The following is a 12,273-nucleotide window of genomic DNA, read 5'->3' as shown; positions in this document are numbered from 1 at the left end:
GTAGCACTTGTCAAAGGCTCGCGTTTTGCGTAATATTCGCGCCCTATTGTGAATATTTATAGCGCACTCTGAATCATCAAAAAGGTGTGCGCGGAAGCGGAGTTTTTTATGTACGCGGTTTTCCAAAGTGGTGGTAAACAACACCGAGTAAGCGAAGGTCAGACCGTTCGCCTGGAAAAGCTGGACATCGCAACTGGCGAATCTGTTGAATTCGCAGAAGTTCTGATGATCGCAAACGGTGAAGAAGTCAAAATCGGCGTTCCTTTCGTTGATGGCGGCGTTATCAAAGCTGAAGTCGTTGCTCACGGTCGTGGCGAGAAAGTTAAAATTGTTAAGTTTCGTCGTCGTAAACACTACCGTAAGCAGCAGGGCCATCGTCAGTGGTTCACTGATGTGAAAATCACTGGCATCAGCGCTTAAGTTAAGGGGAGCAGATTAAATGGCACATAAAAAGGCTGGCGGCTCGACTCGTAACGGTCGCGATTCAGAAGCTAAACGTCTGGGCGTAAAACGCTTCGGCGGTGAAACAGTTCTGGCTGGTAGCATCATCGTTCGTCAACGTGGTACTAAATTCCACGCTGGCTCCAACGTTGGTTGCGGCAAAGACCACACTCTGTTTGCTAAAGCAGACGGTAAAGTGAAATTTGAAGTGAAAGGCCCGAAAAACCGTAAATTCATCAGCATCGTTGCTGAATAAGTTTTTCGCGTCCCGGTAACGGATAAAAGCCCCGCAACACGTTGCGGGGCTTTTTACATTCGACGGCCGGTAAATACGCTCGTCGCGCCGTGACAACCCGGAAACGAGCCCTTGCAGGGAATACGGCATGAAGCAGCAGGCAGGCATTGGTATTCTGTTAGCACTCACAACGGCAGTATGTTGGGGCGCTTTGCCAATAGCAATGAAGCAAGTGCTGGAGGTGATGGAGCCTCCTACCGTGGTGTTCTACCGTTTTTTAATGGCAAGCGTTGGCCTTGGCGCTATTCTTGCGGTTAAAAAAAAGCTCCCTCCGTTGCGTATTTTTCGCAAAGCGCGTTGGCTGGTGTTGCTGGCTATCGCAACCGGTGGGTTGTTCGGTAACTTCATTCTGTTTAGTTCATCCTTGCAGTATTTGAGCCCAACGGCTTCGCAGGTTATCGGTCAGCTGTCACCGGTTGGTATGATGATCGCCAGCGTCTTTATCCTGAAAGAAAAGATGCGCGGTACGCAGGTGATTGGCGCCATTATGCTTCTGAGCGGACTGGTCCTGTTTTTTAATACCAGTCTGATCGAAATTTTTACCCGACTCACCGATTACACCTGGGGCGTTATCTTTGGTGTCGGTGCGGCGATGGTCTGGGTGAGCTATGGGGTCGCGCAAAAGGTGTTATTGCGCCGCCTGGCATCACCGCAGATCCTGTTTTTACTGTACACTTTATGTACGATTGCGTTGTTGCCGCTGGCTAAACCCGGTGTCATCACGCAGCTCAGCGACTGGCAGCTGGCATGCCTGGTATTCTGCGGCCTGAATACGCTGGTAGGATATGGCGCTCTCGCGGAAGCGATGGCGCGTTGGCAGGCGGCGCAGGTGAGCGCTCTTATCACGCTCACACCGCTGTTTACGTTGTTATTTTCAGATTTATTATCACTGGCCTGGCCCGATTTCTTCGCCAGACCGATGCTAAACCTATTAGGTTATCTCGGTGCGTTTATCGTGGTTGCGGGCGCGATGTATTCCGCCATTGGTCATCGAATTTGGGGCGGTTTACGTAAGCATGAAACGGTGGTTTCGCAACCCCGCTCAGGCGAATGATTTACGGAGAGTAAAATGAAGTTTGTTGATGAAGCATCGATTCTGGTCGTTGCAGGTGATGGCGGTAATGGTTGCGTCAGCTTCCGCCGCGAAAAGTACATCCCAAAAGGCGGTCCGGACGGTGGTGATGGTGGTGACGGTGGTGACGTTTGGCTGGAAGCCGACGAAAACCTGAACACACTGATCGATTACCGTTTTGAAAAATCATTCCGTGCGGAACGTGGTCAGAATGGCGCGAGCCGTGATTGCACCGGTAAGCGTGGCAAAGACGTTACCATTAAAGTACCTGTTGGTACGCGTGTTATCGATCAGGGCACGGGCGAAACCATGGGCGACATGACCAAACACGGTCAGCGTCTGATGGTCGCTAAAGGTGGCTGGCACGGTCTGGGCAACACCCGTTTCAAATCCTCGGTTAACCGTACTCCGCGTCAGAAAACAATGGGTACGCCGGGTGATAAGCGCGAACTGATGCTGGAGCTGATGCTGCTGGCGGACGTGGGTATGCTGGGCATGCCAAACGCCGGAAAATCGACGTTTATCCGTGCGGTGTCCGCGGCGAAGCCGAAAGTCGCTGATTATCCGTTTACCACCCTGGTGCCGAGCCTGGGCGTGGTGCGTATGGACAACGAAAAGAGCTTCGTGGTTGCCGACATTCCGGGACTGATTGAAGGCGCGGCTGAAGGCGCAGGCCTGGGTATCCGCTTCCTGAAACACCTGGAACGTTGCCGTGTACTGCTTCACCTCATCGATATCGATCCGATTGATGGCTCTGATCCAGTTGAAAACGCCCGTATCATTATTGGCGAACTGGAAAAATACAGCCAGGATTTGGCATCTAAACCGCGCTGGTTAGTGTTCAACAAAATTGATTTGATGGACAAGGCTGAAGCGGAAGAGAAAGCGAAAGCGATCGCCGAAGCGTTGGGTTGGGAAGGTAAATATTACCTGATCTCTGCCGCCAGCCAACTGGGCGTGAAAGATCTCTGCTGGGATGTGATGACCTTTATCATCGAGAACCCGATTGTTCAGGCTGAAGAAGCGAAACAGCCAGAGAAAGTTGAGTTCATGTGGGATGATTATCACCGCCAGCAGCTCGCTGAAGTCGAAGACGAAGCGGAAGATGACTGGGATGACGATTGGGACGAAGACGACGAAGAAGGCGTTGAGTTCATCTACAAGCGTTAATCGCATTAAAAACCCCGGCCATGTTGCCGGGGTTTTTGTTTCCATGTCTCACTGTAGGCCGGATAAGGCACGTTAATGCCGCCATCCGGCAATCAAATTACCCATTTAGTTGTTCTGATAAATATCCTTGTACAACCGGCTCTCGAAGCGCACCAACGGAATACGGCGATTGCGCTGGTCAGCTGGCTCTACCGCATAACCAGATAAATACTGCACGAATGCCATGCGTTGGCCGCTTGCCGTGGTGATGAAACCTGCGAGGTTATAAACCCCCTGCAGCGAGCCTGTCTTCGCCGATACTTTGCCATCCACACCAGCCTGATGCAGACCCGCACGGTATTGCAGAGAGCCGTCGTGGCCCGCCAGCGGCAGCATAGTGATAAAGTTCAGCTCGTTATCGTGTTGAGCGATATATTGCAGCACCTGCATCATGGTCGCTGGGGCAATCAGGTTATGGCGGGAGAGGCCAGAACCGTCGGCAATAATAGTGTTGCCGATATCGACGCCTGCCTGCTGACGCAAAATCTGGCGCACGGCGTCAGAACCCGCCCGCCAGGTGCCCGGCACGTTAAATCGGGCATGACCAATCATACGGAAAACGGTATCGGCAATCATGTTGTCCGATTTTTTCAGCATAATCTTAAGCAGGTCATGTAGCGGCGCAGACTGCTTACTGGCGACCACCGTTCCTGGTTCGTTGACCAACGTCTGCCGCAGCAGTGTACCGCTGTAGGTGATACCTGCTTGTTTTAGCTCATCTTTGATAATTGCCCCGGCATAGCTGGCACCGTCCTGAATGGCGAACGCCAGCGGCAGCGGATCGGCACGTTGTGGCAGGCATCCGGTCAGCGTATAGCGGTTGAGATCGCCGGGAACTACATCCAGTTCACAATATTGCGCTTCCGCAGAACCTCGGGCGAGAGTACGCACCTGACTGAACATGGTGACCGGGTAATAAGATGCCACGCGAATAAAGGCGAGATCGTTGGGTTTTTGCGCGCTGTAGAGTGAAACTGAGAAACAGTTTCTATCGACAATAGCCGCTGCGGGCGGTGCACTAAAACACTGCGTCATGTCGTTCCAGGGCCAGCCGGGCGCTTTATCATGACTGGCAAAAATAGAGGTGTCGATCAGGACATTCCCGGCAATTTGCGTCACACCTGATTTTTTCAGGGTTGCCACCATATTGCGAATATCCTGGCGTTTTAGCGTCGGATCGGCACCAAATCGTGCCACTAAGTCACCTTTCAATACGCCGCCTTCCACGCTGCCTTTGGTCTCAAGCGTGGTGGTAAAACGAAAGTCAGGCCCGAGCTGAATCAATGCCGCCAGCGCGGTGATTACTTTCTGGGTACTGGCGGGCAGCGCCATCTGCTGGCTATGAAAATCAATAGCGGGTGCAGGAGCGCCAACCTTCTGTACCATAAGGGCGAGGTTGGCCCCGGCAGGGAGCTGATTGATATACTCGTCGACGTTCGCAGCCTGAACGCTGAACGCTATACTGGCAGTCAATCCGATGGTAAATCTGGAAAATCGCATAATCTCGCGCTAACAACCTGGAAACAGGCCGTCATACTACGGCGCAACGCCCCAAAAAGTAAACGATGACCCATAAGGAACTCCAGGGTAAAATGATCATCAAATAGAGAATTGTAGCTGACCTGGGACCTTGAGCCCCGGGTCGGTATTTTTTTGCTTCTGACTCTGGTATGACACACGCCAGGGTGGGCTTAGCAGCCGGGGTGAGAGCAACTACCCCCTACAGGAATGTTCAAGAGGTATAACAAATGCAAGCTATCCCGATGACCTTACGTGGTGCTGAAAAACTGCGCGAAGAGCTGGATTTTCTGAAATCTGTGCGCCGTCCTGAAATTATTGCCGCTATCGCTGAAGCGCGTGAGCACGGTGACCTGAAAGAGAACGCGGAGTATCACGCGGCGCGCGAACAGCAGGGTTTCTGCGAAGGACGCATTAAAGATATCGAAGCTAAACTGTCCAACGCGCAGGTAATCGACGTTACTAAAATGCCGAACAATGGCCGCGTTGTTTTCGGTGCGACGGTTACCGTTCTGAATCTCGATAACGATGAAGAGCAGACCTGGCGTATTGTCGGCGATGATGAAGCCGATTTTAAACAGAACCTGATTTCAGTGAACTCGCCTATCGCTCGTGGCCTGATCGGTAAAGAGCAGGATGACGTCGTAGTTATCAAAACGCCGGGCGGCGAAGTGGAATATGAAGTGACGAAGGTAGAATACCTGTAATTCGCATCTTGGTTAAGATGTTGATACATTGTAAAGAAAGGAAAAAGGCCGCATAGCGGCCTTTTATCAACGAAGAGAGCGTGGCATTTTGCTCTCCTGCTAGCGGAAAACCCCGCGTTTTACACAAACTTCGTGTGCAACTTTGGGATATTCTTAGCGTGGCAGCGAGATTTTACGTTCTTTAGTCGGGCGATACAGTACCAGCGTTTTGCCGATGACCTGTACATTGCAGGCGCCGGTTTCGCGTACGATAGCTTCCACGATCAAGGTTTTAGTATCGCGATCTTCCGAGGCGATTTTCACCTTGATAAGTTCATGGTGCTCTAACGCTTGTTCAATCTCGGCCAGTACCCCTTCGGTCAAACCATTATTGCCAAGCATAACTACAGGCTTGAGCGGATGTGCCAGACCTTTCAGGTGCTGTTTTTGTTTAGTACTCAGATTCATCGTATATTTTTGCTTACGTTGGGATTGAAAACGGGTCATTCTACCGCCATCTCCCATATATCACCAAATAGCTGTGTAGAAATTTACACCATTGGTTACGATGAACTGCCCTTTGGGAATGTGAAATGACAGGTAAAAAGCGTTCTGCCAGCTCGAGTCGCTGGCTTCAGGAACACTTTAGCGATAAATATGTTCAACAGGCGCAGAAAAAGGGGTTACGTTCCCGTGCCTGGTTTAAACTTGATGAAATACAGCAAAGTGACAAAATTTTTAAACCGGGGATGACAATAGTTGATCTCGGTGCTGCACCCGGTGGCTGGTCGCAATATGCAGTTACGCAGATCGGCAACACCGGCCGCATTATCGCTTGCGATCTTTTACCTATGGATCCAATCGTTGGTGTGGACTTCCTTCAGGGCGACTTTCGTGATGAATTAGTCCTGAAAGCGTTACTTGAACGCGTAGGTGACAGTAAAGTACAAGTTGTCATGTCTGATATGGCGCCAAATATGTGTGGAACACCGGCGGTGGATATTCCCCGGGCCATGTATCTGGTAGAGCTGGCGCTTGGAATGGCTCGTGATGTATTAGCGCCAGGTGGTAGTTTTGTAGTGAAGGTGTTCCAGGGCGAAGGCTTCGATGAGTATCTAAGAGAGATTCGCTCCCTGTTTACGAAGGTCAAAGTTCGTAAGCCGGACTCTTCTCGCGCCCGTTCGCGTGAAGTGTATATTGTAGCGACCGGGCGTAAACCATAACCGGCAGATTTCAAACGAAAGTTTGAAAGAAACTGGATATAGAGTATCCTGACGCTGTTTTTAACACAGTTGTAATATGAGGTTAATCCCTTGAGTGACATGGCGAAAAACCTAATTCTCTGGCTGGTCATTGCCGTTGTGCTGATGTCAGTATTCCAGAGCTTTGGGCCCAGCGAGTCTAATGGCCGTAAGGTTGATTACTCTACCTTCCTGCAAGAGGTCAATCAGGACCAGGTTCGTGAAGCGAAGATCAACGGACGTGAGATTAACGTTACCAAGAAAGATAGTAACCGTTACACGACCTACATCCCGGTTAACGATCCGAAGCTGCTTGATAACCTGCTGACCAAAAACGTCAAGGTTGTTGGCGAACCACCTGAAGAGCCGAGCCTGCTGGCTTCTATCTTCATTTCCTGGTTCCCAATGCTGCTGCTGATTGGTGTCTGGATCTTCTTCATGCGTCAGATGCAGGGCGGTGGTGGCAAAGGTGCCATGTCGTTCGGCAAGAGCAAAGCGCGCATGCTAACGGAAGATCAGATCAAAACGACTTTTGCTGACGTTGCGGGTTGTGACGAAGCAAAAGAAGAAGTCGCTGAGCTGGTTGAGTATCTGCGCGAACCGAGCCGTTTCCAGAAACTGGGCGGTAAAATCCCGAAAGGCGTCCTGATGGTTGGTCCTCCGGGTACGGGTAAAACCCTGCTGGCGAAAGCTATCGCAGGTGAAGCGAAGGTTCCATTCTTCACAATTTCCGGTTCTGATTTCGTGGAAATGTTCGTGGGTGTCGGTGCATCTCGTGTGCGTGACATGTTCGAACAAGCCAAGAAAGCGGCACCGTGCATCATCTTCATCGATGAAATCGACGCCGTAGGTCGCCAGCGTGGCGCAGGTCTGGGCGGTGGTCACGATGAACGTGAACAGACGCTGAACCAGATGCTGGTTGAGATGGACGGCTTCGAAGGTAACGAAGGTATTATCGTTATCGCGGCAACTAACCGTCCGGACGTTCTTGACCCTGCGCTGCTGCGTCCAGGCCGTTTCGACCGTCAGGTTGTGGTTGGTCTGCCAGACGTTCGCGGTCGTGAACAGATCCTGAAAGTGCATATGCGTCGCGTACCGCTGTCTCCGGATATCGATGCGGCAATCATTGCACGTGGCACACCTGGCTTCTCCGGTGCGGACCTCGCGAACCTGGTGAACGAAGCGGCGCTGTTTGCTGCTCGTGGCAACAAGCGCGTAGTGTCGATGGTTGAGTTCGAAAAAGCGAAAGACAAAATCATGATGGGTGCGGAACGTCGCTCCATGGTGATGACGGAAGCGCAGAAAGAATCTACCGCGTATCACGAAGCTGGCCACGCGATTATCGGTCGCCTGGTACCGGAACACGATCCGGTGCACAAAGTAACGATTATCCCGCGCGGTCGTGCGTTGGGTGTGACCTTCTTCCTGCCTGAAGGCGACGCAATCAGCGCCAGCCGTCAGAAACTGGAAAGTCAGATCTCCACACTGTACGGTGGCCGTCTGGCGGAAGAGATCATCTACGGTGCTGAACATGTTTCTACCGGTGCGTCGAACGACATTAAAGTCGCGACTAACCTGGCGCGTAACATGGTTACTCAGTGGGGCTTCTCCGATAAGCTCGGTCCGTTGCTGTACGCTGAAGAAGAAGGCGAAGTGTTCCTGGGACGTTCTGTGGCGAAAGCGAAACACATGTCCGATGAAACCGCTCGCATTATCGATCAGGAAGTTAAGCTGCTGATTGAGCGTAACTATGACCGTGCACGTCGTTTGCTGAACGAAAACATGGACATTCTGCACTCGATGAAAGATGCGCTCATGAAATATGAGACCATCGATGCGCCGCAGATTGACGATCTGATGGCTCGCCGCGACGTGCGTCCGCCAGCGGGTTGGGAAGAACCGGGTTCTTCTAACAATAACTCTGGCAGCACCGGCAAACCGAGTGCACCGCGTCCGGTTGATGAACCGCGTGCGCCGGACTCTGGCACTATGTCAGAGCAACTGGGCGACAAATAAGTTATCGTTGATGATGACCGTGTTTTAATTGAAAACCCTGGGGCTTGCTCCGGGGTTTTTCTTATCTGCATATTCAAGATTTTACCAGGGATAAAACTATGAAACTCTTTGCTCAGGGTTCTTCACTGGATCTCAGCCATCCGCACGTCATGGGGATTTTGAACGTCACGCCAGACTCATTTTCCGATGGTGGAGCGCACAACTCTCTGGTTGAGGCGGTAAAACACGCAAACCTGATGATTAACGCCGGGGCGACTATCATTGATGTGGGCGGTGAGTCCACGCGTCCGGGCGCGGCTGATGTGAGTGTGGAAGAAGAGTTGCAGCGAGTGATCCCAGTGGTCGAGGCGATTGCCCAGCGTTTTGAAGTGTGGATTTCGGTCGATACCTCAAAACCCGAAGTGATTCGCGAATGCGCCAGAGTTGGCGCGCATATCATCAATGATATTCGCTCACTCTCGGAGCCTGGAGCGCTGGAAGCCGCAGCGGAGACCGGATTACCGGTTTGCCTGATGCATATGCAGGGGCAGCCGAAAACCATGCAGGAAGCACCAAAGTATGAGGATGTTTTTGCTGAGGTAAACCGTTACTTTGTTGAGCAAATAGCACGTTGCGAGCGGGCTGGAATCACAAAAGATAAATTGTTGCTCGACCCCGGATTCGGATTCGGTAAAAATCTCACTCACAACTACACATTACTGGCACGTTTGTCTGAGTTTCATCATTTTAATCTGCCATTGCTGGTTGGGATGTCACGAAAATCAATGGTTGGCCAGTTACTGAATGTGGGGCCATCTGAACGCCTGAGCGGTAGCCTTGCGTGCGCGGTGATTGCCGCAATGCAGGGGGCGCAGATCGTTCGTGTCCATGACGTCAAAGAAACCGTAGAAGCGATGCGTGTGGTGGAAGCCACATTGTCTGCAAAGGAAAAAAAACGCTATGAGTAATCGTAAATATTTTGGCACTGATGGGATCCGCGGTCGCGTAGGCGATGCCCCAATTACTCCTGACTTTGTGCTCAAGCTGGGCTGGGCTGCAGGGAAAGTGCTTGCTCGTCATGGTTCACGTAAAATTATTATCGGTAAAGATACGCGTATTTCCGGCTATATGCTGGAGTCTGCGCTGGAAGCGGGCCTGGCTGCCGCCGGACTCTCAGCCTCATTCACAGGGCCAATGCCAACACCCGCCGTTGCGTATCTGACGCGCGCCTTCCGTGCTGAGGCCGGGATTGTTATCTCCGCTTCGCACAACCCGTACTATGACAACGGGATTAAATTCTTCTCTACCGACGGGACTAAACTGCCGGATGCAGTGGAAGAAGCCATTGAAGCCGAAATGGAAAAAGCGATCACCTGCGTGGATTCCGCTGAACTGGGTAAAGCCACGCGTATCGTTGATGCTGCCGGTCGCTATATCGAGTTTTGCAAAGGCACCTTCCCGAACGAACTGAGTCTGAATGAGCTTAAAATTGTGGTGGATTGCGCTAACGGTGCGACGTACCACATTGCGCCAAATGTACTGCGTGAACTGGGTGCAAACGTGATTGCCATTGGCTGTGAGCCAAACGGTGTGAATATCAATGAAGAAGTCGGCGCCACCGACGTCCGTGCTCTGCAGGCGCGCGTGATTGCGGAAAAAGCCGATCTGGGTATTGCGCTGGATGGCGATGGCGACCGTGTCATTATGGTTGACCACGAAGGTAATAAGGTCGATGGCGATCAGATCATGTACATCATCGCCCGTGAAGCCCTGCGTCAGGGTCAGCTGCGCGGTGGCGCGGTAGGTACGCTGATGAGCAACATGGGCCTCGAGCTGGCGCTGAAACAGCTGGGTATTCCGTTTGCCCGTGCAAAAGTTGGCGACCGCTATGTGCTGGAAAAAATGCAGGAAAAAGGCTGGCGTATCGGTGCCGAAAACTCAGGTCATGTGATCCTGCTGGACAAAACCACCACTGGTGACGGTATCGTGGCGGGTCTGCAGGTGCTGGCGGCGATGGTACGCAACCATATGAGCTTGCACGACCTGTGCAGCGGCATGAAAATGTTCCCACAGCTGCTGGTTAACGTACGATACACAGCAGGTAGCGGCGATCCACTGGAACATGAAAATGTGAAAGCGGTGATGGCGGAAGTGGAAGCGGCGCTGGGTAACCGTGGACGCGTCCTGCTGCGTAAGTCTGGTACCGAACCGTTAATTCGTGTGATGGTTGAAGGTGAAGACGAAGCGCAGGTGACTGAATTCGCCCACCGTATTGCCGATGCTGTGAAAGCGGCGTAATTCCGAAGAAAGTGAAAGCCGGAGTCTGAGACTCCGGCTTTTTTTTACTGTACGGCAAGCGGCTGTTTACGTCGGCGCTGCCAGAAGTAACCACCGACCATCAGTAGCACAAGGACTGCCAGCCACGGCAGAACCGCCAGCAGATGCCCAGACCGGGCAAAGGTTAACGCAATCATCAGTAGCCAACCGCCCAGCATCGGAATCGCGGTACGCTTAACAATATCCACAGGCGAGACACCTGCAATCCCTGCGATAGCAATGATTACGCCGGCGATGGGCGATAGCGTACGACCAATACCCGCCGAGATCTGAATAGGCAACATCATGACAGCGATATCGCTACCGATATGACGGCTGATATCCGGCACCATGGGTGCGAAGGAGAAAAATGCCGCATTCCCGGAGCCCATCAGCGCTGAAATTGCGAAGGTGATCAGGGTCATCAGCAGGATAATAGAGGCGGCGCTGAGGCCAAATTCACCGGAAAGTGACAACAGTGCGTCAACGGCACCAATGGCTTTCAGTCCGGCGGAAAAGACTTCACCGGCGATAATCAGTGTCACGACGGTGGCAAAAACGCTGCCCATGCTGTCGAAAACCTTTTGTACGCCAGCCATCACCTCGCGCGCCTTGCGATGACGGCAGTACTCACAAACCAGCGTAATAGCGAGGCTTATCAGTACGGCGGTATCCAGCGTGATCTTGAGAGAGCTGAATACTAAATCGCTGCACACCAGCATCAATACCAGCGGCAGCATGGGCAGAAACAGCCAGGCGATAGGTGCGTCGGCTTCATCAGTCGCCGTTAATGTCTGCATTTGCTGAGCTGCATTGTCGCCACTTTCCCGACGGTCAAAAAAGCGTTGCACAACAATATGCAGCAGGGCGATGAAAAGAATGACGGGCACAACGATCGGCAACTGATCCTGCACGAAATAGTTCACGACCTCGATGCCTGCGGTTTTGGCGGCGAGAACAGAGTTGCCGGAGCCGGGGCCAAACTCAACCGCACAGGTACTGGCGATAACGGCGGCAACCGCGGCGCGGCTACAGCCAAGACGGGTAAGCAGCGGGTAAAGCGTCGCCATCAGCAGCAGACCCAATCCGGTGGCGCTGCTGATAAACAGCGACAGGAATTGACCCAATAGCAGTGCCAGCCCCAGCAGCAGATATGGCGAGTTCAGCCGTTGCAAAGGACGAGACGTCACCCGAACCAGTACCTGGCTTGCGCCAATGGCTGACATGTAGGTGGCAAAACCACCAATCAGCATAATTTGCAGTCCGAGGCCGCCGAGACGCACGCTCAGGGTATCGCGAATAAACTCAAAGGCGTCAAAGGGGCCAAATCCGGTGCTCTTTTTCACCAGGCCACTGAGTGAGGTCATTCCGCTAAAATGCGCGATAAGCAACAGCACAATCCCGGTCAATAACAGTACCGACTGGGGGTGATATTTTTTGAGGATCAGACGTCCGGCAAAAATGATGGCGATTAGCGCTAGTAGCAATGACATTCTTGCC

12 protein-coding genes are annotated in these 12,273 nt (G+C 52.4%); 9 read left to right on the top strand and 3 right to left on the bottom strand.

The window, feature by feature from the left end:
• The first annotated feature begins 108 nt into the window (after positions 1–108).
• From rplU to cgtA, 4 genes are all read left to right on the top strand, one after another.
• Complete coding sequence (gene rplU / locus SK38_RS19520) at positions 109–420, top strand: 50S ribosomal protein L21 (RefSeq protein ID WP_003025032.1); 312 nt, start codon at positions 109–111, stop codon at positions 418–420.
• A gap of 19 nt (positions 421–439) precedes the next feature.
• On the top strand, positions 440–697 hold the full coding sequence (gene rpmA, locus SK38_RS19515; protein ID WP_003025030.1) for a 50S ribosomal protein L27: 258 nt from the start codon (positions 440–442) through the stop codon (positions 695–697).
• Between the two features lie 127 nt (positions 698–824).
• Positions 825–1,790, top strand: coding sequence for a DMT family transporter (locus tag SK38_RS19510; RefSeq protein WP_032945110.1), 966 nt, complete (start codon positions 825–827; stop codon positions 1,788–1,790).
• 15 nt (positions 1,791–1,805) lie between these two features.
• Positions 1,806–2,978 (top strand): Obg family GTPase CgtA, encoded by a 1,173-nt coding sequence (gene cgtA / locus SK38_RS19505; protein WP_048236848.1) that lies wholly within the window; start codon positions 1,806–1,808, stop codon positions 2,976–2,978.
• Between the two features lie 105 nt (positions 2,979–3,083).
• On the opposite strand, the gene dacB is transcribed toward cgtA, so the two are convergent.
• Positions 3,084–4,517: a serine-type D-Ala-D-Ala carboxypeptidase gene (dacB, locus tag SK38_RS19500; protein ID WP_032945109.1), complete on the bottom strand. Its 1,434-nt coding sequence runs from the start codon at positions 4,515–4,517 to the stop codon at positions 3,084–3,086.
• 248 nt (positions 4,518–4,765) lie between these two features.
• Here dacB and greA point away from each other — a divergent pair, with 248 nt between their 5' ends.
• Positions 4,766–5,242: a transcription elongation factor GreA gene (gene greA / locus SK38_RS19495; RefSeq protein ID WP_003025019.1), complete on the top strand. Its 477-nt coding sequence runs from the start codon at positions 4,766–4,768 to the stop codon at positions 5,240–5,242.
• 153 nt (positions 5,243–5,395) lie between these two features.
• Here the strand turns inward: greA and yhbY are convergent, their stop codons facing one another.
• Positions 5,396–5,689 carry a ribosome assembly RNA-binding protein YhbY gene (gene yhbY / locus SK38_RS19490; RefSeq protein WP_003025016.1) on the bottom strand — a complete coding sequence of 98 codons (294 nt, stop codon included), beginning with the start codon at positions 5,687–5,689 and terminating at the stop codon, positions 5,396–5,398.
• 125 nt (positions 5,690–5,814) lie between these two features.
• Between yhbY and rlmE the strand changes: the two genes are divergently transcribed.
• The 4 genes from rlmE to glmM all read left to right on the top strand — a co-directional run bounded on the left by rlmE (position 5,815) and on the right by glmM (position 10,755).
• Positions 5,815–6,444, top strand: coding sequence for a 23S rRNA (uridine(2552)-2'-O)-methyltransferase RlmE (gene rlmE, locus SK38_RS19485; protein WP_003025015.1), 630 nt, complete (start codon positions 5,815–5,817; stop codon positions 6,442–6,444).
• Between the two features lie 99 nt (positions 6,445–6,543).
• Complete coding sequence (gene ftsH / locus SK38_RS19480) at positions 6,544–8,478, top strand: ATP-dependent zinc metalloprotease FtsH (protein WP_003025013.1); 1,935 nt, start codon at positions 6,544–6,546, stop codon at positions 8,476–8,478.
• A gap of 98 nt (positions 8,479–8,576) precedes the next feature.
• On the top strand, positions 8,577–9,425 hold the full coding sequence (folP, locus tag SK38_RS19475; protein WP_048225717.1) for a dihydropteroate synthase: 849 nt from the start codon (positions 8,577–8,579) through the stop codon (positions 9,423–9,425).
• Positions 9,418–10,755 (top strand): phosphoglucosamine mutase, encoded by a 1,338-nt coding sequence (gene glmM / locus SK38_RS19470; RefSeq protein WP_008785919.1) that lies wholly within the window; start codon positions 9,418–9,420, stop codon positions 10,753–10,755. Before folP ends, glmM begins: the two co-directional genes overlap by 8 nt.
• A gap of 44 nt (positions 10,756–10,799) precedes the next feature.
• Here the strand turns inward: glmM and dcuC are convergent, their stop codons facing one another.
• Positions 10,800–12,266, bottom strand: coding sequence for a C4-dicarboxylate transporter DcuC (gene dcuC / locus SK38_RS19465; protein WP_003025006.1), 1,467 nt, complete (start codon positions 12,264–12,266; stop codon positions 10,800–10,802).
• Positions 12,267–12,273: the final 7 nt, after the last annotated feature.

This window comes from Citrobacter sp. MGH110 (genome assembly GCF_001037515.1).
GTDB classification, from domain to species: domain Bacteria; phylum Pseudomonadota; class Gammaproteobacteria; order Enterobacterales; family Enterobacteriaceae; genus Citrobacter; species Citrobacter portucalensis.
This window is presented reverse-complemented; position numbering and strand designations above follow the sequence as displayed.